We start from the raw sequence: 24,629 nt of genomic DNA, 5'->3' as shown, positions 1-24,629 counted from the left end.
ATGGTAGCCGAGGAGGGACTTGAACCCCCGACACGCGGATTATGATTCCGCTGCTCTAACCAACTGAGCTACTCGGCCATACCAAGGGAGCCCTTTCGGGCGAGCGGCGCACATAAGTGCGCTTTGAAAGCGGGTCAAGCAAACATGTGCCGCGACAGCGGCTCCCACGGTCCGCCGCGATACCACCATGCCGCAAGCCCCGCGATCTCCACCTCGCGCGGGCGAAACTCCTTGGCCAGCGCCGCCATCAGCAGCTTGGCCATCGACGGCGCGACCTTGTTCTGGATCGTCACGTGCGGCCGCCAGCCGCCGGCATCCTGCGGCATCAGCAGGCCCGAAAACGCCTCGCACAGATCGCGTCGGATCGCCGTGAGTCCAGGCGATTCGATCTTCACCGCCACTCCGCGCCCGAGCGACATCAGCCCGGCGGCCTTCGCCACCGGCGCGCGCACGCCGCGGGTCGCCTGCGTCAGCCGGTGCTTGAGTTCGTCTTCCACCGACGGCGGCAGATGGTGGAACAGCGTGAGATGCGCGGACAGCGCATTGCGTTCAGGCGGATAATGCTCGCGCCGCAGCCCATCAAGCACTGCCTGGTCCGGGCGGCCCAGCACCGCTGTGACGATGATCGGCGAGGTCAAATCTCGACCTGGCTCCCCAGCTCGACGACGCGGTTGGTGGGCAGGCGGAAGAACTCCATCGCGCTTTCGGCGTTGCGCAGCATCCACGCGAACAGCTTCTCGCGCCAAATCCGCATCCCCGGCCGCTCCGAGGGCAGCAGCGTCTGGCGCGACAGGAAGAAGCTCGTGTCCATCATGTTGAAAACGCCGCCGCAATTGCCTCCGCACGCGCCGATCGCCTTGAGCGCCCCAGGCACATCGGCTTCCTGCATGAAGCCGTAATAGAGCAGCATACGGTGAAAGCCCTGCCCGAGATCGTCGACCTTGGCGCGATCGGTTTCGGCGACGAAGGGCTGGTCGGCGATCTTCACCGTCAGCAGGATCACCCGCTCGTGCAGCACCTTGTTGTGCTTGAGGTTGTGCAGCAGCGCGTGCGGCACGCCCTCGGGCGTCGAGGTCATGAACACCGCGGTCCCCGGCACGCGCGTCGCGGAGCCCGCGGCGGACTGGATGAACACCTTGATCGGCATCGCCCCCTCGCGCATCCGCTCGACCATCAGGCGGCGGCCCTTGGCCCAAGTGGTGAGCAGCGTGAAGATCACGATGCCCGCCAGCAGCGGGAACCAGCCGCCGTCGGGCACCTTGGTCAGGTTCGCCGCGAAATAGGCGAGGTCGACGAGGAAGAAGAGCGCGAGCAGCGGGATCGCGTAGCGCTTCTTCCACTTCCACAGCGTGAACAGCAGCACCGCGAGCAGGCAGTTGTCGATCAGCATCGCGCCGGTCACGGCGATGCCATAGGCCGCGGTCAAGTTGGACGAGGTCTGGAAGGTCAGCACGAGCAGGATGATCGCGACCATCAGCGCCCAGTTGATCAGCGGAATATAGATCTGCCCCGCGGTCGACGCGCTGGTGTGCGAGATGCGCAGCCGCGGGATGAAGCCGAGCTGGATGCCTTGCTGAGTCACCGAGAAGGCGCCGGTGATCACTGCCTGCGACGCGATGATCGCGGCGGCGGTCGCGATGCCGACCAGCGGCAGCCGCAGATATTCGGGCGCCAGCAGGTAGAACGGGTTCTGCAGCGCGGTCGCGTCGCGCATCAGCAGCGCGCCCTGCCCCAGATAGTTGCACATCAAAGCGGGCAGCACGAACCACAGCCACGAGAAGCGGATCGGCTTGCGCCCGAAATGGCCCATATCGGCATAGAGGGCCTCGGCGCCGGTGACCGCCAGCACGACCGAGCCGAGCGCAAGGAACGCCGCAAAGGGATCGACCACGAAGAAATTCGCCGCATAGGTCGGCAGGAACGCCCACAATACCTGAGGCGTCTGCGCCGCGCTGATCACGCCCAGGGTCGCGATCGTCGCGAAATAGGCGAGCATGATCGGCCCGAACATTGCGCCGACGCGCGCCGTGCCGGTGCGCTGGATCGAGAAGAGGAAGACCAGGATCGTGATCGCGATCGGCAGCACCCAACCGGCAAAGCCCGGCGCGGCGACCGCGAGCCCCTCGACCGCGGACAGCACCGACACCGCCGGGGTGATCATCGAGTCGCCATAGAAGAGTGCGGTGGCGAACACGCCGAGCAGCACGATGCCCGCGGTCCAGCGCTTCTGTCCGCTGGTGCGGTTGATCAGCGCGAGCAGCGCCAGGCTGCCGCCCTCGCCCTTGTTATCCGCGCGCATGATCAGCGTGACGTATTTCAGCGTCACCACGATCATCATCGACCAGAACATCAGGCTGATCACGCCGAGGATGTGGAGTTGGTCGAGCGGCAGCCGGTGCTCGGGATGATGCGCGGCGCTGAACGTCTCGCGGAAGGCGTAGAGCGGGCTGGTGCCGATGTCGCCGAACACGATCCCGATCGCACCGATCGCAAGCTTCCACAATGCGGCCTCGCGGCCATGCGGATGATGCGGATCGATGGGTTGGGAGGTCGAGTCGGTCGCCGGCTCGGGGCTTCCGTTGGTCTCGCTCACGGGAAAACTTTGCGAACCGTGGCGAGCAATGCAGTGGTCATGGAGACCGGCTACCTGTCCGTTGAAACGGCGGCGCAGTTAGCACGTGCAACAATAGGGTGCAATTGTGGCCTGATTCATCGTCCCGCAGCGGGAAACAGCGCGTCGGCCTCGCTTCGCGTCGGCACCGCGCGCAGCACGAAGCTCGAGCTGATCTTCACCACGCCGGGGAGCCGCCCCATCTCCTCGCGGTGCAGGCGCTCATAGTCGTCGAGGTCGCGGCACAGGATCTTCAAACGATAGTCGTAGCCGCCCGAGACCAGCGCGCATTCGACGATCCCGTCGATCTGCGCCACCGCCGCCTCGAACCGCGCGAGATCCTCGCCCACCTCGGTACCGAGCGTGATGTCGACCATTGCCGTGACGCTATAGCCGAGCCGGCGTAGTCCCAGCCGCGCGCCATAGCCGAGGATATGGCCCGACGCCTCCAGCGCCTGGATCCGCCGCGTGCAGGCCGATTGCGACAGCCCCACCTCGGTCGCGATGTGACTGACCGGCGCGCGCGCGTTGCGTGAAAGCTGCTTTAGGATCGCTTCGTCGATTCGGTCCATTACGCATGAAATTCCGGCTGGTGGTCGTTGGGCAGCATATTCATGCGGACCTCACACTCCAAGCGCATAAGTTTGCAGAGATTCGCGGCCACATCCTGCGTTACGTTGCGCGCAACTAGAATAGCTGGAGAGTTGCGATGCGCGTCGGTGTGCCGAAGGAAATCAAGAATCACGAATATCGCGTCGGCCTGACGCCGCCGCTGGTCGCCGAGCTCACCGCCGCGGGCCATGAGGTCGTGGTCGAGACCAAGGCCGGTATGGGCATCGACTTCGAGGACAGCGACTATGTCGAAGCGGGCGCGCGGATCCTGCCCGACGCAGCATCGGTCTTCGCCCAGTCGGACATGATCGTGAAGGTCAAGGAGCCGCAGCCGCAGGAAGTGGCGATGCTCGAGCCGCGCCACACGCTGTTCACCTATCTCCACCTCGCCCCCGACCCCGCGCAAGCCCGGGGCCTGATCGAGTCGGGCGCGACCTGCATCGCCTATGAGACGGTCACCGCCAACGATCGCTCGCTGCCGCTGCTCAAGCCGATGAGCGAAGTCGCCGGCCGCATGTCGGTCCAGGTCGGCGCGCATTATCTCGAGAAGGAACAGGGCGGCCGCGGCGTGCTGCTCGGCGGCGTTCCCGGCGTCGCCCCGGCGCGAGTCGCGATCCTTGGCGGCGGCGTGTCGGGCATCAACGCGGCGCAGATGGCGACCGGCCTGCGCGCCGATGTCACCATCTACGACATCAACAATGCCCGCTTGGCCGAGCTCGACATGCATTTCGGCAGCCAGATCAAGACCGCCTATGCCAGCAAGTCGGCGATCGCCGCGGCGGTGAAGAATGCGCATCTGGTGATCGGCGCGGTGCTTGTTCCCGGCGCCGCGGCCCCCAAGCTGGTCACGCGCGAGATGCTCAAGACGATGAAGCGCGGCAGCGTGTTGGTCGACATCGCGATCGACCAGGGCGGCTGCTTCGAGACCAGCCACGCCACCACGCATGACGACCCGGTCTATGAGGTCGACGGCGTGATCCACTATTGCGTCGCCAATATGCCCGGCGCGGTCGCACGCACCTCGACCTTCGCGCTCAACAACGCGACGCTGCCGTTCGTGATGAAGCTCGCCAATCTCGGCGCGGAGAAGGCGATGGCGGCCGACCCGCACCTCGCCGCAGGCCTCAACGTCTACAGGGGCGCGATCACCCACGAGGCGGTTGCCGAAGCGCTCGATCTGCCCTTCACCGCCTGGCGGCCGTAAGGGCGCGCGCCCAGATCCTCCCCCGCCAGGGGAGGATTGGAGCGGCTTCTCTTGCGCTCAATCCAGCGCGGTGAGCCAGGTCTCGGCGGCGTTGGGCGAGAGGAAGATGTTCTGATACTCGACCAACGTCCGCCGCAGTTGCATCTTGAGCAGGCTCGATTCCACGATCAGCGCGACGCGGTCCCCGGTGCGGTAGAGCGCAAGGTTGCCCATGCGCATGCGCTCCGCCGCCTCCTGCGTGCGCACCGGCGAGTTGCGCAGGTCGGCGAGCACGCGTACCCGTCCGAAGCGCAGCCGCGCATCGCGCACGACCTCGCCCAGCACCGCGAGATAATGATCGACTTCCTCGACCGTCTGCACCGTCACCTGGCTGATCCGCAGGATCTTCAAGCGGTCGTCGCGGATGATCTCGTAGCGGCCGTGCGCCGACGCGACGATCTGCCACTCGGGGTCGGCCGACGTATCCACCGGTGTCACCAAATCACCTCCCCCAATCTCGTTTCGGGAGCGATGTGACCAACTAAGGTAAATAATCGGTGACGGCGCCGCCGCGTCGATGGCAGGACCGGGATTTCCTTGCCTTTCCGACCCGGTGGAGCTAAGGGGGCGCCCGTCCGGCGAGTGGGTACTCGCGGAGGGAGGCGCGGAGCGTTGGCTCACGCGCCATTTTCGCTTTCATATCGAAGCGTCAGCCCCCTTCCCCGTGCCCGCCCATCGGACGCCGCGTCGGTATTCGGCCGCCGCGGCATTTCGGCCTTCAAGACCGCTGGATCCAACCAGCCGGCCGGAAAAACGATAGTTAGGACTGAACCCTTTATGGCCACTACGGCAAACCCCACGCGCGACGATTTCGCCGCGCTTCTCGACCAGACCCTTGGCCAGGCGGACGGCTTCGAAGGCCGCGTCGTCATCGGCACCGTCACCGCGATCGAAAACGACCTCGCCGTCATCGACGTCGGTCTCAAGAGCGAAGGCCGCGTGCCGCTGCGCGAATTCGCAGCGCCGGGCCAGAAGGCCGACCTCAAGGTCGGTGACGAAGTCGAAGTGTTCGTCGATCGCGTCGAGAATGCGAACGGCGAAGCGATGCTCAGCCGCGACCGCGCACGCCGCGAAGCCGCATGGGACAAGCTCGAGCTCGAATTCAGCCAGGGCAACCGCGTCGAGGGCGTGATCTTCGGCCGCGTCAAGGGCGGCTTCACCGTCGATCTCAGCGGCGCCGTGGCGTTCTTGCCGGGCTCGCAGGTCGATATCCGCCCGGTGCGCGACGTGCAGCCGCTGATGGACCTGCCGCAGCCCTTCCAGATCCTCAAGATGGACCGCAAGCGCGGCAACATCGTCGTCTCGCGCCGCGCCGTCCTCGAAGAGAACCGCGCCGAGCAGCGTTCGGGCCTGATCCAGAGCCTCGCCGAGGGCCAGGTGATCGACGGCGTCGTCAAGAACATCACCGATTACGGCGCGTTCGTCGACCTCGGCGGCATCGACGGTCTGCTCCACGTCACCGACCTGAGCTACAAGCGCGTCAACCACCCGTCCGAGATGCTCAACATCGGCGACACGGTGAAGGTGCAGATCATCCGCATCAACCGCGACACCCAGCGCATCTCGCTCGGCATGAAGCAGCTCGAGAGCGATCCGTGGGATGGTGCGGGTTCGAAATATCCGGTCGGCGCCAAGCTGTCGGGCCGCGTCACGAACATCACCGAATATGGTGCGTTCGTCGAGCTCGAGCCGGGCATCGAGGGCCTCGTCCATGTCTCCGAGATGAGCTGGACCAAGAAGAACGTCCATCCGGGCAAGATCGTCTCGACCTCGCAGGAAGTCGATGTCGTGGTGCTCGAGGTCGATCAGGACAAGCGCCGCATCTCGCTCGGCCTCAAGCAGGCCCACCAGAACCCGTGGGAGGCCTTCGCGGCCGCGCACCCGGTCGGCACCGAGGTCGAGGGCGAAGTCAAGAACGCCACCGAGTTCGGCCTGTTCATCGGCCTCGACAACGACGTCGACGGCATGGTCCACATGTCGGACATCGCCTGGGGCATCTCCGGCGAGGACGCGCTGGCGCTTCACCGCAAGGGTGAGATGGTCAAGGCCGTCGTGCTCGCGGTCGAGCCCGACAAGGAGCGCATCTCGCTCGGCATGAAGCAGCTCGAGCGCGGCGGCGTGCCGACTCCGGCCGCTTCCGGCGGCGCGCGCGTCAACAAGAACGAGGTGGTCACCGTGACCGTGCTCGAAGTCCGCGACGCGGGCCTCGAGGTGCAGGTCGGCGACGATGGCGCGACCGGCTTCATCAAGCGCACCGACCTCGGCCGCGACCGCGACGAGCAGCGTCCGGAGCGCTTCCAGGTCGGCCAGAAGTTCGACGCGATGGTCACCGGCATGGACCGTTCGAAGAAGCCGACCTTCTCGGTCAAGGCGATGCAGATCGCCGAAGAGAAGCAGGCGGTTGCGCAGTACGGCTCGTCCGATTCGGGCGCGTCGCTGGGCGACATCCTGGGCGAGGCCCTCAAGGCCCGCGAAGAGAAGAAGTGATTGGGTGCGGGGCGGCTCGGATGGCCGGCCGCCCCGCCAATCATTTCAACGGTTTCGCGCTGGAGTCTCTGAAAAGCACGGCGGAACCGCAAGATTCGATTGATGCAGGTAAGGAAACGCGCCTAAACCAGTGGCGCATTGCCCTGCACGCAGGGCGACGCGAATTGTTCCCGGCGCGAATGGCCGGGTAGTTGGGGACGCGGGATGATCCGTTCGGAACTCGTGCAGATGCTGGCAACGGACAATCCCGGCCTGTCCGCGCGCGAGATCGAGCGCATCGTCGATACCTTCTTCGAAGAGATCACCACGCGGCTCGTCACCAACGGCCGCGTCGAGCTGCGCGGCTTCGGCGCCTTCTCCACCCGCGCGCGCGACGCGCGCACCGGCCGCAACCCGCGCACCGGCGAGACGGTCGACGTCGACGCGAAGCGCGTGCCCTATTTCAAGCCCGGCAAGGAAATGCGCGCGCGCCTCAACGTGTGACGCGCTTGGCACTCCTCCCCTGACCCGATACAGCCAGCCCGATGCGGGCGTGGCGGAATGGTAGACGCACCGGACTTAAAATCCGTTGAGCTTCGGCTCGTGGGGGTTCAAGTCCCCCCGCCCGTACCAGTCACCCGCGCCGTGGTGCGGTCGATTCCCGTACCGTCAACGTCGGCGGCACGATCACCGGACCATCGGGTACCGCTTGTCCCGCCCGCGCCGCGATGATCAGCTCGACCGCGCGCGCGGTGACCTCCGCGATCGGCTGGGTGACCGCGGTCAGCGGGGGATGGTTGAAGCGCGCGATCGGCGTGTCGTCGAAACTGACCAGCGAAAGGTCGCCAGGCACCGACAGCCCGCGCTCGCGTGCGATCTCGAGCGCGCCGAGCGTCATCTGGTCGTTGCTCGCGATGATCGCCGTCGCCCCGGCATCCAGCAGAAGCGGCGTGGCGGTGCGGCCGGACTGGCGCGAGAAATCGCCCGGCGCGAGCAGCCCGTCGGTCGCCAGCCCCGCCTCGGCCATCGCCGCGCGCCAGCCATCGACGCGCCAGCCGCTCAGCTCATATTCGTCGGGGCCGGCGATCAGCCCGATCCGCGTATGGCCCAGCTCGGCGAGGTGCCGCGTGGCGAGCGCTGCCGCGAGATCGTCACCCATCGTCAGCCGGAAGCCGGGGCCATCGTGAAGCGATCCGATCCGCGCCAGGCTGATATGCGCATCGTCGAGCAGCTCGAGGATCGCCGGATTGGCGGAGTGCGGCGGCGTCAGGATCACCCCGTCGGGCTGGAGCGCGGCCAGCGCAGCGGAGAGCTCGCGCTCGATATGGTCGCTGTGCGTGTCGACCAGCTCGACAATCAGACGATAGCCATGCTCGGCGCAGGTCAGCATGCCGCCGAGCAGCATCTGGTCGACCCAGTCGGTACCGTCGCGCGCGCGCCAGCCGTCGATCGTGCGCTCGCGATCGTTGAGCGCCATGATCAGGTAGGAGCGCGACCCGCTCATCCGCTGCGCCGCGATCGACGGGACATAGCCGAGCTTGGCGATCGAGGCGCGCACGCGCTCGACCATCTCGGGCCGCACATTGGGCTCCTTGTTGATGACGCGGCTCACCGTCTGCAGCGACACCCCCGCATCGGCGGCGACGTGCCGGATCGTGACGGCCTGTTTTCGGCGTGCCATAAGTCGTCCGTCAGGTCGCGAGCGGGTCGGCCGCGCCGCAATATTGCGCAACATAGTCGTGGTGTTGCGGCAGCGTGGCGACGGTGCGCGTCACGTCCTCGCGCAGCGTCGCCATCAGCTTCACAAGCTCTTCGTCGGAGAGCTTCTCGGCGATCGGATGCCAGCTCTGCGGGTCGATCCCCTGCCCCATCATCACCTGCACCCAGCTGTTCTCGGCGAACAGCTCCTCATTCTTGCGGAAGGTGCGCCCGGTTTCGCGGAACAGCTCGATCTTCTGCTGCAGCGAGTCCGGCACCGGCATCGCCGCGACATGACGCCAGAACGCGCTGTCGCGCCGCTCGGTCGCCTTGTAGTGCAGGATCACGAAGTCGCGGATCTGCTCGATATCCTGGCGCTGCTGCTCATTGAACTCGGCAGCGTCGCGCTCGCTCACCCGGCCATTGGGCATCAGCCGCACGAAGCGCAGCACCGCGCGCTGGATCAGGTGCACCGTGGTCGCCTCGAGCGGCTCGACGAAGCCGCCCGACAGGCCGATCGCGACGCAGTTGCGATACCATTGCTTGCGCCGCACGCCGCCCTTGAACTTGATGTCGAACGGTTCGATCAGCGGCTCGCCAACGGTCGAGATCAGGCGGTGATAGGCCTCGTCGCGCGAGAGATAGCCGCTCGCATAGACGATCCCCGCGCCCATGCGGTGCTGCAGCGGGATGCGCCACTGCCAGCCCGCGTCGTGCGCGATCGCCTGGGTATAGGGCTTGGGCGGCCCGAGATGCTTCGATTGCACGGCGATCGCGCTGTCGTTGGGCAGCCAATGCCCCCAATCCTCGAACCCGGCATGCAGCGCGCCGTCGATCAGCAGGCCGCGAAAGCCGGTGCAGTCGACGAACATGTCGCCCTCGACCCGCCGCTCGCCGTCGAGATGCAGCGCGGCGATGTCGCCGGTCTCGCCGTTCAGCTCGACGCGCTGGATCTTGCCCTCGACTCGCTTCGTGCCCGCTTCCTCCGCGAGCTTGCGCAGATAGCGGCCGTACAGCGTCGCATCGACGTGATAGGCGTAGTTCATGCGGTCCTGCGGCAGATGCGCGAACTTGCCCTGCATCGCTGCGGCGAGCTCGAGGCAGTAATCGTCATAGGGCTCGGGGAAGCCGCGCGAGCGCGCATAGAGCCAGAAATGCTGGAAGCCCGCCGACCAGTGATCCTTCCCCGACAGGCCGAAGCTGTGGAAATAGCTGTGCCCGTCATGCTTCCAATTGTCGAACAGGATGCCGAGCTTGAAGGTCGCCTGGGCGGCGCGCATGAACTCGGCCTCGCCGATGCGCAGGATGCGGTTGAAGTTGACCAGCGGCGGGATCGTCGACTCGCCGACACCGATCGTCCCGATCTGTTCGGATTCGACCAGGGTGAGGTCGACCGTATGGCCCAGCGTGCGACTGATCGCGGCGGCCGCCATCCAGCCTGCGGTGCCGCCGCCGGCGATGACGACGCGCTGGATCGGCTTCTTCTCGTTCATCTGCTCAAGGTCCTCAACAGAAAGGCGCGCAGGCGCCCGGCGCTCTCGGGGGTCAGCGGCGCAAGGATACTGCGCGCGGATTCGGGGATATGCTCGGCGACGTCGGCATCGTTCTCGAACACATAATGGTCGAACAGCGCGCGCCAGATCGCCTTGTCGGCATCGGGCAGGTCGCGGATCGCGAGGATCGCGTGGTTGAGCGCGTCCTGCGGCTGGCCGAGCCAGGCCGGGGTGCGCCGCCACCAGTAATTGACCAGGATGTTGAAGTCGGCGAGCCCCTCGACATGGTGCCACCACATCGACGGGATGAACACCGCGTCGCCCGGCTCGAGCACTGCCGTCTGCGCCGCCGCCATCGCCTCGGCGAAGCGCGGATGTACGACGAGGTCGGGCGCCGCGAAATCGACCATGCTGATCACGCGGCCGGCCGGGGTATTGTCGATCGGCCCGAGATAGAGATTGGGGAACTGGTCGGGCGGGAACAGCGTGAAGCGGCGCAGGCCCGCGGCGCAGCAGGCGAGGTTGTCGGGAAAGTCGTTGTGCGCCGCGATGCGCGTGCGCGTCCCGATCCAGATGCTTTCGAGCGGCTCCCGCGTGCCGAGATCGAGATGATTGGCCTCGCGCAGCCCCTCGAAATAGGCCTTCATGTCGACTGAGCCGAGATAGACGGTGCGCGGCGTGCCTTGCTGCTCGGCCTGTTCGATGCCGCCGAAGATGTCGGCGAGCTTGCCCTTGCCGGTGCGGAAGTTCATCTCCATCGCGGCATCATAGAAGAGGCGGCCGTCATGCCCCGGCGGGCCGATCGATACGGTGAAGGGCCGGTCCCGCGCATGGTCGACCAGATAGCGCCGCACCTCGCCCGCAGACTGTTTGCCCGCGGCGACGAGCGGCCAGTCGGCGACCAGGCCGCGCACGACGAACGGCTGGCGCGCGCCGTCGAGCAAGGCGTCGAGTTGCGCCGTCCGGTCACCGCCGCGGTCCCAGTCGCGTTCGGGCAGCGGGGCGATGCGGTCGTAGATCGGGGCGTCGCGCTCAGCCACCGCCCGTCCTGCGGTTCTTGCGCGCGATGAGCGGGCCGAGCTGCGCCAGCGAGGCGAGCGCCATGAAGATCGGCATCAGATGATCCGCTGCGTGCAGCGCACCGAGCGCCGCCGCGTCGAGCGTGCGCAGCCGCGCCTCGTCGATGATGTGGAAGCCGACCAGCGAATGCAGCGCGCCGCTGTCGAGCGTGACCTCCAGCGTGAAGGGCTCGAGCAGGTCATGGTCGCGCAGCGCGTCGAAGAAACCGGCGCTCGCGCGATAGCCGGCGTCGAGGTCGCCGAGCCGCTCGGCGATCGTGTCGAGAAACGGGGTCGCCGTCCCCTCGGCGTCGAACAGCCGCACGCCTTCGTCGGCCGTCGCGATGCGCGGATGCGCGAGATCGACATGGACTTGCCCGGGTCCGTCGCCGCTTTCGGACAGGCCGATCAGGAAGGGCTGGATCGCCAACGACAGCGGGCGGTAGCCGGCGTCCCAGCGATCGCCGTCCAGGTACAGATTCTCGCCATTCTCGAACCCGAACAGTGCGACTGCGAATGGCCGCTCCTGCCCCGGCTCGCGGCGGAAGAGGATCGGGAAATGCGCCTGCACCTTGCGGAACTCGTCCGGCACGACCAGCGTCGCCATCACCCCGTCGCCAAGGTCCGCCCCCGCATCGACCCGCACGCGCAGGTCACGATGAGTGTTGTTGTCGAGCACGGCGTGGCTGGTCATCGGCGTCCTTCGGCGGTTGCGTTGTCCGACGGCGTCATGCGGTCCGCCAGAAGCGTGTCGAGATAGGCGCGGCCCGTGGGCAGCGCGGCGGCGAGCGCGCGGGCGCGCTGGCGCGTCTCGGCGAGCGCGGCCCCGGCGCGTGCGCTTGCCGGCCAGCCGGCGGGTGTCGGATACCTCATGCCGTAGAGGATGTACTGGTGGCTCTCGGCCGAGAAAATCTCGTCGACCTGGGGGAAATCCCAGGCCGAAGGGGGCTGGTCGCGCCACAGCGCCAGCAGCTCGGTCAGCCGCGGCGGCACGCGCGCGGGATCCCGATGCGCGCGCCAATAAGGCTCGTCGCGGCGGCTGAGCAGATAGTGGAGCTTGAGGAACTCGACGATCCGATCCCAGCGATAGCGGAACAGCGTGTTGAAGCGGTCGGCGTGGATCGCCATCGCCGCGCGGTCGGATGGAAAATTCTCGGTGAGCGCGCGCAGCGACAGTTCGATCAGCACGATCGCCGACGCCTCGAGCGGCTCGATGAATCCCGCCGACAAGCCGACCGCGACGCAATTGCCCTGCCAGAAGCGCGTGCGATGCCCGGTCGGGAAGCTGAGCCGCCGCACCGGTACCTCGGGCGCGTCGGGCAGCGCGCGCGCGATATAGGCGCGAAGAACCGCCTCCGCACTGTCGTCGTCGAGGAAGCGGCTGGCATAGACGCAGCCGATGCCGCGCCGGCTCGGCAGGCCGATGTCCCAGATCCATCCCGCCTGATGCGCGGTCGCGATCGTCTGCGACGCGATCGGACTGCCCGGCGGAACCGGCACCTGCGCGGCCAGCGCGCGATCGTTGAACAGCATATCGCTGCGGTCCACCCACTCGACGCCGAGCGCGCCGCCGATCAGCAACGCGGCATGGCCCGAGCAGTCGACGAACAAATCGCCTGCGATCCGCCCGCGCTCGCGCAGGGTCAGCGCGGCGATGTCGCCGTCATCGGTCCGCTCGACCCCGGTCACATGGTCGCGGATATGACGCACGCCCAGCCGCTCGACCGCGTGCGACGCCAGCAGCGCGGCGAATTTCCCGGCGTCGAGGTGATAGGCATAGTTCGCGGCGCCCTGGAAATCGGGCATCGCGCGCTGGCGCGGGGCAAGGTCGAGGTCGCAGATCCGCGCCTGCGAGGTCATCGCCGCGGCAAAGGGCAAATCCGCCGCCGAGGCCTGCCAGGCGGCGAGCAGCTCGCCCGTCGGCACGCCGGACGGTGGCGATGTGAAGGGGTGGAGATAGCGATCGTCCGCCGACCCATCGACCCAGCCGTCGAAGCGCGATCCCTGCTTGAACGACCCGTCGCACGCGGCGAGGAAATCGCTCTCGGCGATGCCGACCGCTCCCAGCGTCGCGCGCATCGTCGGCCACGTCCCCTCGCCGACGCCGATCGTCGGGATGTCGGGCGCCTCGACCAACGTGACCGAGAGCGGCGCGGCGCGCGCGCGGCGCGAGGCGGCGATCAGCGACGCGGCGAGCCAGCCGGCGGTGCCGCCGCCGACGATGACCACATTCTCGATCCCGTTCGCCATCGCAACCGTCCCGGGTCAGCGGTTCCGGGCCCGCGCCCGAAGATCCTGCGTCATCGAATATTCCCGCACTTGCCTCTTCCCCGAACGAACATGCGAATGATCCTAGGCCTGCCATCGCCGTACGTCACAAACAAGAGCCGCACTCCCGTCTTGGGGAGTGCGGCTCTGGCCAGCGCGGCAGGGGAGCCGCCACGCTAGAAGCTGAAGCGGACCCCGGCCGCATAGCGGGCGAAACCGGGCTGCACGAAGGTCACGTTGTTCTGGTGCCGCGTATACCCGCGTCGGCCTTCGCCGGTCAGGTTGATCGCCTCGACAAAGCCGGTGAGGCCGGGGATGAACTCATAACTCGCGCTGGCATCGATCTGCCAATAGGCCTCGACATAGCTGGGATTGGCCCCGGTTCCCGAAAGGAACTTGTCGCGCCAGTTCCATGCGACACGCGCCTGGAACCCATTCTTGTCGTAATAGGCGACGGCATTGGCGCTGTCGCTGAGGCCGGTCAGCGCGAACTGCGGATCCCCCGATGTCGGCCGCGCATTGTCATAGGTCGCATCGCCATTGACGATCGTATAGTTCAGGATGACGCCGAAGCCGGTATCCCAGAGGGCGTGTTGGAGCGCGAACTCCCAGCCATTGAGTGCCGCGGTCTGATCGCTGTTGACAGGGGTGTTGATCTCGAAATTCACCAGCGGATCGCCCGGCGCGGCGTTGATGATGTTGCCGGTGACGGTGCTGGGGAAGTTGGTGATGATGTATTGGCGGATCTGACCGACCGTGGCGTTCGGTCCGAGCGCGGCCACCGCGGCGTTCCAGCGCGGCCCGTTGACCGGCGTGGTCAGCCCGAACGCGCTCGAATTGATCCGGGTCGTGGAGATGAAGTTGCTCACATCCTTGTGGAAATAGCCCACCGACAGATAGCTGGATGGTGCGTAATACCATTCCGCCGACAGATCGATATTCTTCGACTTGAAGGGAATGAGGCCCGGGTTGCCCTGGGCACCAGTACCGCCGCCGACACGGAACAGCGTATCGATCGTTCGCCCGCCCTGCATGTTGGCATAGCCGGAGCGCGTGATCGTATGGCTGTACGATGCGCGCAGCTTGACGTTCCGGATCGGCGAGACGTCGAAGTCGAACGCGGGCAGCCAGTTGTCGTAGGAGCCCTTGAACTGCGTGAAGTCGCTCTGGCCCGAGAATACGACGTTGAACTCGTTGTCGCCCACCCAGCGGGTCGTCGACGGCACCGGCACCAGCGCCGACGATGCGACATCGGTCGATTCATAGCGGATACCCGCCACGAAATGCGCCGGGTTATCGAACAGGTCGAACTTGGTCGCGATCTGCAGATACGGCGCCAGCGTCTTTTCGTGGATACGCCGGTCGGTATCGAAGTTGGCCAGACAAGTACCCGGATGGGCCGAGCCCGTCGCGGGATTGCTGCAGGTCTGATACCGCTGCTGGATCAGGTCGGCCATTCGCTCGAAATCGAAGGTGTAGAAGCTCTGGATCATCCCCGGCTGCGCAAGTCCCGGGAATTTGTCCGGCAGCGACACCAGCGTGAAGATATCGTCGGGAATGTCCGAGGCCGGTCCGGCGCCGCCCCAGGTATCGTCATTCTGGATCGTGCCGAAGGCCGAGCGCACCTTGCTGTCGATATAGGACACGCCGAAATCGATGCTGTCGAGGAAACCCCCGTCATGATCATAGTGACCACGCAACTGAGCCTGATTGATCCGGTTGCGGAAATAGGCATTTCGAAATGCGTTGCCGGTTGACGTGATCATCGCCGGATTCAGCGCATCGATCCCCGGGAACATCTCATAGGAAATGATCGGCAGGTCGTTCTCGAAATTGACCGTCTGGTTGCGCACGCCGAACACGGCGGTGCCCAGCGACATGCTCGAGCCGTAGTTGTTGACCGGCTTCACCTCCGCCGTCGAGTGGTGGAAGTCGAGCTCCACCGTCATGCCCCCCGGCGCCTTCCATTCCAGATTGCCGCCGAACGACTTGTTTTCGGCACGGTTCTCGGTCAACCCGCCGCCGTACGACAGATCCTTGCCGCCATAGAGCGCGTTCGGGCTGGGGACCCCGGTGGGCGCCGCGAAGCGCTCGGTATAGAAGATCGGGCCGGCGACCGGGCCATCGGTCCACGCGCTCGACGTATCCTCATGGTTGAACCACACGCCGACGTCGGCGCTTCGCGTTTCGACGTTGTTGCGCGAGTAGAGGAAGTCGAACGTCGCGGTGAGGCTGTCCGTCGGGCGGAATTGCAGCACCGCTTGCCCGTTGATGCGCTCGCGATTGATGTCCTGCAGGTTGTAGTTCGCGTTCTGCGGCACCTGATAGACGTCGGTCGGATCAGGACGGTTGGTGATGTTCGCCGCACGCGGCGTGCCCGGCTGCGCCAGCGAACCCCAGTTGTTCTCGCTGCCGAGGTAGGCGTCACGCCAGCCGGCGCCGGCGGTGTTCGTGCTCGACTCGCGCTTCTGGTAGGAGCCCGCGATCATGATGCCGATCCGGTCGTCGGCGAAGGTGGAGCTGACGATGCCCGAGATCTCTGGGGTGATCGGGTCGCCTTCGTTGCGCGACGTGTCGTACACGCCCTTAACCGAAATGCTTCCGCGCAGGCCCGGCCGGTCGAGCGGGCGCGGGGTGCGGATGTTGATCGTCGAGCCGATGCCGCCCGATTCCATCGTGACGCGACCGCTCTTGTAGACTTCGACCGCCGCGATGCCTTCGGAGGCAAGGTTGGCGAAGTCGAACGAGCGGGAAGACGGCGGGCCGCCGCCATCGCCGATCAGCGCGGTCGGCATCTGGCGGCCATTGACCGTCACCAGGTTGAAATCGGGGCCGAAGCCGCGAACCGTGACGAGCTGGCCTTCGCCGTTCTGGCGGTCGATCGACACGCCGGTGATGCGCTGAAGCGACTCCGCGAGGTTGGTGTCGGGAAACTTGCCGATCTCCTCCGCGGAGATCGCGTCGACCACACCCTGCGCGTCGCGCTTGATCGTCATCGACGCGTCAAGGCTGGCGCGGATGCCGGTGACGACGACGTCTTCGCTTTCCCCGGCGGGCGGTGGCGAGTCCTGCGTATCCTGCGCCAGCGCCGGAGTCGCGGCCATCGCCAGCGTCGAGACACCGATCACCAGTCGTGAAATCGCCAGTCGCGAAATAGAGCGAGTCGTGCCCCGCATCCTCATCCTCCCCTTCACCGGCGCAGTGAATCCGCACTCGTTGAGAACGTTCACTTGAACCCTTTGTACAACGTTGTCAAGGGTGGCCATGCATTACAGGAGCTCCGCTTAATGGCGGAAAACCGTTGTTGTGAACGTTCTCAAATTATGCTGTCTGTGCGCCGCCAAGAACGGCGATCGCGCCGCGATCAGGAGAGGAACCAGGATGAGCCGGACCATTGCCGCGCTGCTCGCAGCGACTGCGATTGCTACCATTGGCGCAAATGCTGGAGTCGCGCAGGAAGCGCCGGTTACCGCCGGCGCCGACGCCCGCGTCCGCGCCGAGTCGATCGTGGCGCGCATGACTCTCGACGAGAAGATCGCGCTGGTTCACGGCCTCTTCCCACCGCTGACCAAGGTGACGCCCGCCAATGAGCTGATCCCATCGGCCGGGCATATCGAGGGCAATCCGCGACTCGGCGTGCCGCTGGTGCGCGAGAGCGACGCGTCGCTCGGCGTCGCCAATCAGGTCGAGCAGCGCAAGGGCGACGTCGCCACCGCCCTCCCCTCCGGCCTCGCCACCGCCGCGACCTTCGATCCCGGGATCGCGCGGGCAGGCGGTGCGATGATCGGCAGCGAGGCGCGCGCCAAGCGCTTCAACGTGCTACTCGCGGGCGGCGTCAACCTGACGCGCGATCCCTGGGGCGGGCGCAACTTCGAGTATCTCGGCGAGGACCCGCTGCTCGCGGGCGAGCTCGCCGGGGCGCACATCGCCGGGGTCCAGTCCAACCGCATCGTCTCGACGATCAAGCATTTCGCGCTCAACGCGCAGGAGACCGGACGCATGGTCCTCGACGCACGCATCGGCGAAGCCGCGCTGCGCGAAAGCGACCTGCTCGCCTTCCAGATCGCGATCGAGAAGGGCAAACCCGCCTCGGTCATGTGCGCCTACAACAAGGTCAATGGCGACTGGGCGTGCGAGAACGACTTCCTGCTCAACCAGGTGCTCAAGCGCGATTGGGGCTATCGTGGCTGGGTGATGAGCGACTGGGGCGGCGTCCACTCGACCGCCAAGGCGGCCAAGGCCGGGCTCGATCAGCAATCGGGCCAGGAGCTCGATCGCGCGCTTTATTTCGCCGAGCCGCTCAAGGCCGCGGTCGAGAAGGGCGAGGTGCCGATGGCGCGGCTCGACGACATGGTCGTGCGCTACCTCACCGGCCTGATCGAGAGCGGCGCCTATGACGCCTCGATGCCGGCTAGGGCCCAGACGCCCGACTATGCTCGCAACGCCCTGGTCGCGCAGCGCGCCGCCGAGGCGGGGATCGTGCTGCTCAAGAACCAGGGCGACCTGCTCCCCCTTGCCCGCACCGCGAGGAAGATCGTCGTGATCGGCGGCGGCGCCGATCTCGGCGTGCTTTCGGGCGGCGGCTCGAGCCAGGTGCGCTCGGTCGGCGGCGCGCCGATCGAGATCCCGCTCGCGCATGGCCCCGCCGCCTCGTTCGTCCGCGTGACCTACCACGCCTCCTCCCCGCTCGCCGCGCTGCGCAAGGCGCTGCCCGGCGCGCAGGTGAGCTTCGTCGACGGGCGCAACCTCAACGCCACGATCGATGCCGCCAAGGCAGCCGACCTCGCCATCGTCTTCGCCACGCAATGGACGACCGAGGCCGAGGACGTCCCCGACCTCCGGCTCCAGCATCATCAGGACGCGCTGATCGCCGCGGTCGCCGCCGCCCAGCCGAAGATCGTCGCCGTGCTCACCACCGGCGGCCCGGTGACGATGCCGTGGCTCGATCGCGTACCCGCCGTGGTGCAGGCCTGGTATCCCGGCCAGCGCGGCGGCGAGGCGATCGCCAACATCCTGACCGGCAAGGTCAATCCCTCGGGCCGCCTGCCGATCACCTTCCCCGCGAACGAAGGTCAGGCGCCGCGGCCCCAGCCGGTCGGGCTCGACACCTTCAGCTCGCTCCAGGCGGCCGCGGCGGCGAACCCGGCCAATGCCGGCGCCTATGAGCTCAAGAGCTACCCGGTCGAATATGTCGAGGGCAGCGACGTCGGCTATCGCTGGTACGAGAAGAAGGGGCTGAAGCCGCTGTTCCCGTTCGGCCATGGCCTCAGCTACACGAGTTTCGCCTATCGCAACGCGACGGTCAGCGGCGGCCGCTCGCTTTCCGTCTCGTTCGACGTCACCAATACCGGCAAGCGCGCCGGCGCGGACGTGCCGCAGATCTACGTGACGCGCGAAGGCTCGGACAATCCGATGCGCCTCGCCGCCTTCCGGCGCATCGAGTTGAAGCCAGGCGAGACCCGCCGCGTCACATTGACCGCCGAGCCGCGCATCCTCGCCGACTACGACACGCGCCTGCCCGGCTGGCGCATCCGCGGCGGCAGCTATCGCGTCGCGATCGCGCGCGATGCGACGGACCGTTCGCTGCTGCTCACGACCAGCCTCGACCCGGCGACGATGAAGCCCTAGCATTCAACGCGTTCCGGCGGCGCCTGCGGGCCAATACAGGCGCGACGACCGGACGCGGATGGGGTGCATTGGGGAGCAGTTTTCAGCGGGAGCCGCCGGTCCGGCGATCGCTCCACTTCATCCTTCTCGTCGCGCTGGCCAATGCCGGCGGGGTGATCGGCTTCCTGCCGCTGCTCACCCTGCTGCTGCCGGTCAAGATCGGGGAGATCGCCGGCGACGCGCGCATCGCCGTGTTCACCGCCACCGTCATCGCCGGTGCGCTCGCGGCGAGCCTGTCCAACGTCCTGTTCGGCTGGCTCAGCGATCGTTCGGTCGCGCGCGGCGGCGGGCGGCGCAAATGGATCGCGCTCGGCCTTGCCGCACTGGCCGCGTCCTTCGCCGCCATCGTCTTCGCCGCGACCCCGCTTCAGATCGTCGCAGCGATCATGCTCTTCCAGACCGCGATCAACGCCGTGCTGGCGCCGATGTTCGCGGTGATGGCGGACGAGGTGCCCGATGCGCAAAAGGGCCTATCGGGCGGGTTGATCGCGCTCGGCGTGCCGCTCGCCTCGGCGGTCGGCGCGGCGATCGTCGCGATCGGGATCGCAAGCGAATCCGGCCGGCTCGCCTTCGTCTTCGCCGCCGTCCTCTCCTGCATCGTGCCCCTGCTGCTCGCCCCATCGCATCCCGCGGCGACCGGCGGAGGTATCGGCGACGAGCGACCCGCGCTGAGCGGCCGCGACCTCGCCGTCGCTTGGGCCGCGCGGCTGCTGGTGCAGGTCGCCGGCAACGTGCTGTGGCTCTACCTCGTCTATTATTTCGCGAGCGTCGATCCGGCGACGCCCGCCGCGAAGGGCGTCGGCGCGCTCGGTCACCTCATGACGATCGCCTATCTGCTGCCCCTCCCCGTCGCCGTGCTCGCCGGCCGCTGGTCGGACCGGATCGGACGCCGCAAGCCCTTTCTCCTCGCCTTCGCCGCGCTCGCCGCATTCGGCCTGGCCGGGCTCGCCGCCGCGTGGAGCTGGTGGTCGGCGGCGATCGCCTTCGCGCTCTATGCGATGGGCTCGGCGGTGTTCCTGTCGCTGCACTCGGGCTTCACGATGCAGCTGCTGCCCGATCCGCGCCATCGCGGCCGCGACCTCGGGCTGATCAACTTGACCAACACGCTCCCCGCCTTTGTCGGGCCGGCACTCACCTGGGCGCTGGCGACGCCACGCGATTTCAGCCCCGTGATGCTGACGCTGGCCGGGCTTACCCTGCTGGGCGGGCTGCTGGTGCTGGCGATCCGCCACCAGCGCTAGCACGCCAGTATCGCACATAATCGACCTGCATGCGCTGCGGCAGCGCGGCATCGTCGATCCCCTGCTTGCCGCCCCAGTCGCCGCCGACCGCCAGGTTGAGGATCAGCTCATAGGGCCGGGTGAACGGCCATGCCGCCGCGCCGCCCGGCTGGTCGTCCTTGACCTGCATGTGCCCGCGCCCGTCGATGCCGATCGTGATCACCCCGGGCTGCCAGTCGAGCTGGTAGCGGTGATAGGTGGTGCACGCGCTCGGCAGCGTCATCTGCGCGCCGCGCTGCGTGCCCCTGGCATGGTTGAACGCGCCGGTGTGAAGCGTCGCGTGGATCACATTGGCGTCCCAGCCGACCATCTCCATGATGTCGATCTCGCCGCCGTCGGGCCATTTCTCGCCGGTCGGCAGCATCCAGATCGCGGGCCACATGCCGCGTCCGCACGGCAGCTTCGCCCGAATCTCGTAGAAGCCATAGCCATAGCGCCGGCGGGTCACGAGCTTGGCGGAAGTATATTCCTGCCCGCCCCAGTCCGCGACCTTGCCCTTCAGCGACTCGCGCCGCGCCTCGATCACCAGCGCGCCATCCTCGATCCGCGCGTTCTCAGCCCGACCGTCGGCATAATATTGGCGCTCGTTATTGTACCAGCCCGCGCGATTGCGGTGCGTGTCGAACAGCCATTTGGCGGCGTCGATCCCCGGACCATCGAACTCGTCGGCGAAGCTCGGGGTACCCGCCGGAACGGTCATCGCCACATCCGCCTTGACGTTGGTTGCTCCCAACGTCGCCGTCTGCATCGCGGCCATGATCGCGAGCCACATCGCTTCCTCTCCCGTCGTTTGGGAACGTTCTCAAGCGATCACCGCCGCGCGTCAACCGGCGATTCTCACGCTGCCCGCTCGGCCGCGTCGTTGACCTGGCGGAGTCGTTTTCACGCTTCGCCGACGCTGGCTTCACGCCCCCGGATCGCTCTGCGCCCTAGTCCGGTCGTCGCCAATCCACAGAAAGGATTTTCGACATGGCCGAAGCCTGTGACGCCGCGCGGCAATCGCTCCACGATCTCGTCGAGACGCTGGGCGGCGAGCTCTCCAGCTCGATCAAGGAGATCAGCGACCGCTACGAACCCGAATTCGACCGCATCCGCGACGACGCGCCGAACCCCAACGGGGTCGAGGCGGTGGTGAACGTCATCGTCGACGTCGAATGGGAGACGATCGGCATTGCGCTCGACCTGCCCGAGGTGACGATGAAGACGCAGGAGTGGTCGCTCGACCTTCCGCAGGTCACCATGAAGGACAAGCGGATCGTGTTCCATACGCCGTCGACTCGCATGGTGCGCAAGAAGATCGGACAATATCCCACCTTTCACGGCTGGACCGTCAAGTGGAAGGATATCTACGCGGATGTGCCCGAGACCTTCATGCAGAAGCACGAGATCGTGATGGGCATCCCCGAGGTGCGGATGGACCGGACCTCGTTCAAGCTCGACGTGCCCGAGTTCGCGATGCGCACGCAGGAGCTCAAGTTCGACGTGCCGCAGATCACGGTCAAGAGCGTGAGCGGTGAGGTGCGCGAGACCCAGGAGGCGGCCGAGGCCAAGGCCGAGGAGATGCGGGACGAGATCGCGGCCAAGCGCGAAGAATTGTTCGGCGGTGCGCGCGAGCAGATCGTCGCCGCCTCCAACACCTTCTTCACCTGCCTGCGCACGCAGATCCAGATGAAGCGCGACGAAGCGGCCGCGGCGTTCGAGCCCGGGCTCGCGATGATCCGCCAGGCGCTGAGCAAGCTCGAGGACGTCAAGGCCGGCGCCGAGGCCGACGGGATGCGCCAGCGCCTGGCCGACCTGATGGCCAAGCGCGACACGGCGACGGTGCAGTTCGACGAGGCGGTGCGCCGGATCGCCGAGCAGGAAAAGGTGACGATCGACTCGCTGCTCAAGGGGCTGCGCGACGTCGCCTGAACGAGGCAGCCGGGCGCGAATTGCGACCCCGCGCCCGGCTCATCCGATCAAGAGGGGGAATGCGATGCGCTACAAGGTGACCGCGCACGGGCTGTTCCTGCGCAAGGAACCGCGCAAGGAGCCCGGCAACGAGCGGGGCGTGCTGCCCGAGGGATGCGAGGTCGAGGTGCTCGACCGCAGCGGCACCTGGTGCCGCGTGCGCGGCAAGCTCGACGGCGTCGCGTTCGAAGGCTGGGCGTCGGCCAAGTACCTCGCCTCCGCCGCCGATGTCGGCTTCGCCACCGCGTCGAAGCTGGCGCCGGTGCATTGGCGCGAGAACAATCCCAACTCGACTCGCGCCGGCCCCGCCTCGGCAAGCCCGATCGGCGAGCCCGGCATGCCTCGCAACACTCCGCCCTCGGCCGCGCAGCTCAACAAGGTGATCGCCTGGCTCGCGGTCGAGCAGAGCCGCCGCTATCAGGCCGGTGGCGGGCGCACCTATTGCAACATCTACGCCTATGACGTCGCCTACGCCGCCGGCGTCTATCTGCCGCGCGTGTGGTGGACCGACCAGGCGATCGCCGCGCTCGAGGCGGGCCGGCAGGTCGCGGCGCAATATGACGAGACGATCCGCGAGATGAACGCGAACGCGATCCACAACTGGCTGCGCGACTATGGCCCGCGCTTCGGCTGGAAGCGGACCTTCTCGCTGACCGACCTGCAGGATTGCGCCAATCGCGGCGGGATCGCCACGATCTGCGCGCGCCGCAAGGACCTCGCCCGCTCGGGGCACATCGTCATCGTCGCACCGGAAACCGCGTCGCTGAAGGCGCGCCGCGATGCCGGCGGCCGCGTCATCATGCCGGTGCAGTCGCAGGCCGGCAGCGTCAACTTCGCGCGACGCTTGCCCGCTTCGGCGTGGTGGGCGGATTCGCGCTTCAGCAGCTTCGTCCTGTTCACCAACGGCTGACTATCGGAAAAAGGAGACTCGCCATGGCGACCTTCGCCACGAACATGTCGCGAGCGCTCGAGGAGCGCCTGCCCGATCTGGCTGCAGCCGGTGACACCGGCGAAGTCCAGACCATCGTCCACGAGGCCGAACTCGAAGCCCGCCGCCGCACCACCGTCCCCAACACATTCGTGTATCAGGCGACGGTCGTCGTGCTCGGAATCAGCGTGCTGGCGGTGATCGTCGCGCAGATGTGGCTCGCGCTGGAGAAGAGCTCGGCGGACATCCCCGACGGACTGATCGCGATCGGCTCGGCGGCGATCGGCGCGCTCGCCGGCCTGCTCGCCCCGACGCCCGCGCGATAGCCCGTCTCGTGCCGGCGCGATGACAGCGCGCGGCGCTATCCTCGATCGCGATGCGCCTGTCCTGCCAGCAATTTCGCCGCTGCGGGCGGCCAGCTCGCAGCTGCGGCACCGGTGCGGTGGTCGCGATCCTGCCGCGCGGGTCGTGGCCGTAAGGGCCTTGCCGTTCAGCGTCCAGCCTGGACGCGGGATCCGCCATTTGCGCGCGGGAAACAGGCCGAGCGCCAGCCGGATGAGCGTGACCTCACCGGCCAACAGCCGCTCCTATTTCCAGACTTTCTTCCGACAGGACTTCGATCGCCCCCGACAGCGCAGATCATGGAGCTTGCCGGAGTTCACTGGCTGGGGCGGCTGGATTCGAACCAGCGCATGGCGGTACCAAAAACCGCTGCCTTACCGCTTGGCTACGCCCCAGCATGTGCGGAAGGCACGCCCTTAGAGCGCCCTTCCGCCGATGAAAAGAGGGTCAGCCGAAACGATGGACCCAGTCATGCGGGTCGGGCGCCTGACCGCGCTGGATCGCGGTGAGCTTCGCCTTGAGCGCCTGAGTCACCTGCCCCGGCCCGCCGCCGCCGATGGTGAACTCGCCATCGCGGCCCTTCACCTTGCCCACCGGCGTCACCACCGCCGCAGTGCCGCAGGCGAAGCTCTCGACCAGCTTGCCGCTTTCCGCATCGGCCTGCCACTGGTCGATCGCATAGGGCGCCTCGCGCACCGCGATGCCCTGGTCGCGCGCCAGCGTCAGGATCGACTCGCGCGTGATCCCGGGCAGGATCGTGCCGAGCGGCGGCGTCGTGATGCTGCCGTCGTCGAACACGAAGAACAGGTTCATGCCGCCGAGTTCCTCGACCCAGCGGCGCTCGGCAGCGTCGAGGAACACCACCTGGTCACAGCCCTCGCGGATCGCTTCGGCTTGGGCGACCAGGCTCGCGGCGTAGTTGCCGCCGCACTTGGCCGCGCCGGTGCCGCCTGGCGCGGCGCGCGTGTAATGCTCCGACACCCAGATCGTCACCGCCGGCGCGCCGCCCTTGA

The 24,629-nt window shown here is 67.1% G+C and carries 20 protein-coding genes and 3 tRNA genes; 9 read left to right on the top strand and 14 right to left on the bottom strand.

Translation table 11 applies throughout. The annotated features are described in order from the left end of the window. Nucleotide 1: 1 nt before the first annotated feature. The 4 genes from ABDV68_RS05725 to ABDV68_RS05710 all read right to left on the bottom strand — a co-directional run bounded on the left by ABDV68_RS05725 (nucleotide 2) and on the right by ABDV68_RS05710 (nucleotide 3,183). Nucleotides 2-78 (bottom strand) — tRNA-Met (locus tag ABDV68_RS05725). A 56-nt stretch (nucleotides 79-134) separates the two neighbouring features. After that, nucleotides 135-638 carry a 2'-5' RNA ligase family protein gene (locus ABDV68_RS05720; protein ID WP_343518733.1) on the bottom strand — a complete coding sequence of 168 codons (504 nt, stop codon included), beginning with the start codon at nucleotides 636-638 and terminating at the stop codon, nucleotides 135-137. Beyond that, on the bottom strand, nucleotides 635-2,539 hold the full coding sequence (locus ABDV68_RS05715; protein WP_343518751.1) for a potassium transporter Kup: 1,905 nt from the start codon (nucleotides 2,537-2,539) through the stop codon (nucleotides 635-637). Before ABDV68_RS05715 ends, ABDV68_RS05720 begins: the two co-directional genes overlap by 4 nt. A gap of 170 nt (nucleotides 2,540-2,709) precedes the next feature. Beyond that, nucleotides 2,710-3,183, bottom strand: a complete 474-nt coding sequence (locus ABDV68_RS05710) for an Lrp/AsnC family transcriptional regulator (RefSeq protein WP_343518732.1) — start codon at nucleotides 3,181-3,183, stop codon at nucleotides 2,710-2,712. 137 nt (nucleotides 3,184-3,320) lie between these two features. Between ABDV68_RS05710 and ald the strand changes: the two genes are divergently transcribed. Further along, complete coding sequence (gene ald, locus ABDV68_RS05705; protein ID WP_343518730.1) at nucleotides 3,321-4,427, top strand: alanine dehydrogenase; 1,107 nt, start codon at nucleotides 3,321-3,323, stop codon at nucleotides 4,425-4,427. A gap of 57 nt (nucleotides 4,428-4,484) precedes the next feature. Here the strand turns inward: ald and ABDV68_RS05700 are convergent, their stop codons facing one another. Continuing rightward, nucleotides 4,485-4,904, bottom strand: a complete 420-nt coding sequence (locus ABDV68_RS05700; protein WP_343518729.1) for a hypothetical protein — start codon at nucleotides 4,902-4,904, stop codon at nucleotides 4,485-4,487. Between the two features lie 339 nt (nucleotides 4,905-5,243). Between ABDV68_RS05700 and rpsA the strand changes: the two genes are divergently transcribed. The 3 genes from rpsA (at nucleotide 5,244) to ABDV68_RS05685 (ending at nucleotide 7,565) form a co-directional block, all read left to right on the top strand. Continuing rightward, entirely contained in the window at nucleotides 5,244-6,953 is a 1,710-nt protein-coding gene (gene rpsA, locus ABDV68_RS05695; protein ID WP_343518728.1) for a 30S ribosomal protein S1, read from the top strand. Nucleotides 6,954-7,157: 204 nt separating this feature from the next. Beyond that, complete coding sequence (gene ihfB, locus ABDV68_RS05690; RefSeq protein WP_343518727.1) at nucleotides 7,158-7,436, top strand: integration host factor subunit beta; 279 nt, start codon at nucleotides 7,158-7,160, stop codon at nucleotides 7,434-7,436. A 43-nt stretch (nucleotides 7,437-7,479) separates the two neighbouring features. Then, nucleotides 7,480-7,565: transfer RNA gene (locus ABDV68_RS05685), tRNA-Leu, on the top strand. A gap of 1 nt (nucleotide 7,566) precedes the next feature. Here the strand turns inward: ABDV68_RS05685 and ABDV68_RS05680 are convergent. The 6 genes from ABDV68_RS05680 to ABDV68_RS05655 form a co-directional block, all read right to left on the bottom strand. After that, nucleotides 7,567-8,613, bottom strand: a complete 1,047-nt coding sequence (locus ABDV68_RS05680) for a LacI family DNA-binding transcriptional regulator (protein WP_343518726.1) — start codon at nucleotides 8,611-8,613, stop codon at nucleotides 7,567-7,569. 10 nt (nucleotides 8,614-8,623) lie between these two features. Then, complete coding sequence (locus ABDV68_RS05675) at nucleotides 8,624-10,123, bottom strand: tryptophan halogenase family protein (protein WP_343518725.1); 1,500 nt, start codon at nucleotides 10,121-10,123, stop codon at nucleotides 8,624-8,626. Further along, nucleotides 10,120-11,163 carry a cupin-like domain-containing protein gene (locus ABDV68_RS05670; RefSeq protein ID WP_343518723.1) on the bottom strand — a complete coding sequence of 348 codons (1,044 nt, stop codon included), beginning with the start codon at nucleotides 11,161-11,163 and terminating at the stop codon, nucleotides 10,120-10,122. Before ABDV68_RS05670 ends, ABDV68_RS05675 begins: the two co-directional genes overlap by 4 nt. Next, entirely contained in the window at nucleotides 11,156-11,875 is a 720-nt protein-coding gene (locus ABDV68_RS05665; protein WP_343518722.1) for a SapC family protein, read from the bottom strand. The genes ABDV68_RS05670 and ABDV68_RS05665 overlap by 8 nt, the downstream gene beginning before the upstream one ends. Next, nucleotides 11,872-13,431 (bottom strand): tryptophan halogenase family protein, encoded by a 1,560-nt coding sequence (locus tag ABDV68_RS05660; RefSeq protein WP_343518721.1) that lies wholly within the window; start codon nucleotides 13,429-13,431, stop codon nucleotides 11,872-11,874. The genes ABDV68_RS05665 and ABDV68_RS05660 overlap by 4 nt, the downstream gene beginning before the upstream one ends. 194 nt (nucleotides 13,432-13,625) lie before the next feature. Next, nucleotides 13,626-16,625: a TonB-dependent receptor gene (locus ABDV68_RS05655; RefSeq protein WP_343518720.1), complete on the bottom strand. Its 3,000-nt coding sequence runs from the start codon at nucleotides 16,623-16,625 to the stop codon at nucleotides 13,626-13,628. A gap of 205 nt (nucleotides 16,626-16,830) precedes the next feature. Here ABDV68_RS05655 and ABDV68_RS05650 point away from each other — a divergent pair, with 205 nt between their 5' ends. Both ABDV68_RS05650 and ABDV68_RS05645 read left to right on the top strand, forming a co-directional pair. Next, nucleotides 16,831-19,077 carry a beta-glucosidase gene (locus tag ABDV68_RS05650; RefSeq protein ID WP_343518719.1) on the top strand — a complete coding sequence of 749 codons (2,247 nt, stop codon included), beginning with the start codon at nucleotides 16,831-16,833 and terminating at the stop codon, nucleotides 19,075-19,077. Nucleotides 19,078-19,145: 68 nt separating this feature from the next. After that, nucleotides 19,146-20,357 carry an MFS transporter gene (locus tag ABDV68_RS05645; RefSeq protein WP_343518718.1) on the top strand — a complete coding sequence of 404 codons (1,212 nt, stop codon included), beginning with the start codon at nucleotides 19,146-19,148 and terminating at the stop codon, nucleotides 20,355-20,357. Here ABDV68_RS05645 and ABDV68_RS05640 read toward each other — a convergent pair. Beyond that, a complete protein-coding gene (locus tag ABDV68_RS05640) occupies nucleotides 20,308-21,168 on the bottom strand; it encodes a glycoside hydrolase family 16 protein (RefSeq protein ID WP_343518717.1) in 861 nt (286 codons plus the stop codon). The genes ABDV68_RS05645 and ABDV68_RS05640 overlap by 50 nt on opposite strands. Nucleotides 21,169-21,365: 197 nt before the next feature. On the opposite strand from ABDV68_RS05640, the gene ABDV68_RS05635 reads away from it, so the two are divergent. The 3 genes from ABDV68_RS05635 (at nucleotide 21,366) to ABDV68_RS05625 (ending at nucleotide 23,600) form a co-directional block, all read left to right on the top strand. Beyond that, the gene (locus tag ABDV68_RS05635) at nucleotides 21,366-22,307 is read left to right on the top strand and encodes a hypothetical protein (RefSeq protein WP_343518716.1); all 942 of its coding nucleotides are present in this window, start codon (nucleotides 21,366-21,368) and stop codon (nucleotides 22,305-22,307) included. 64 nt (nucleotides 22,308-22,371) lie between these two features. Continuing rightward, the gene (locus tag ABDV68_RS05630; RefSeq protein ID WP_343518715.1) at nucleotides 22,372-23,256 is read left to right on the top strand and encodes an SH3 domain-containing protein; all 885 of its coding nucleotides are present in this window, start codon (nucleotides 22,372-22,374) and stop codon (nucleotides 23,254-23,256) included. Nucleotides 23,257-23,279: 23 nt separating this feature from the next. Next, complete coding sequence (locus ABDV68_RS05625; RefSeq protein WP_343518713.1) at nucleotides 23,280-23,600, top strand: hypothetical protein; 321 nt, start codon at nucleotides 23,280-23,282, stop codon at nucleotides 23,598-23,600. A 336-nt stretch (nucleotides 23,601-23,936) separates the two neighbouring features. Here ABDV68_RS05625 and ABDV68_RS05620 read toward each other — a convergent pair. Further along, nucleotides 23,937-24,011: transfer RNA gene (locus ABDV68_RS05620), tRNA-Gln, on the bottom strand. 52 nt (nucleotides 24,012-24,063) lie between these two features. Next, a partial coding sequence (locus ABDV68_RS05615; RefSeq protein ID WP_343518712.1) for an aminotransferase class IV occupies nucleotides 24,064-24,629 on the bottom strand: 566 nt, incomplete at its 5' end.

Source organism: Sphingomonas sp., assembly GCF_039595165.1.
GTDB lineage: Bacteria > Pseudomonadota > Alphaproteobacteria > Sphingomonadales > Sphingomonadaceae > Sphingomonas.
The sequence above is the reverse complement of the archived record's forward strand: the minus strand, read 5'-3'. Positions and strand labels throughout refer to the sequence as shown.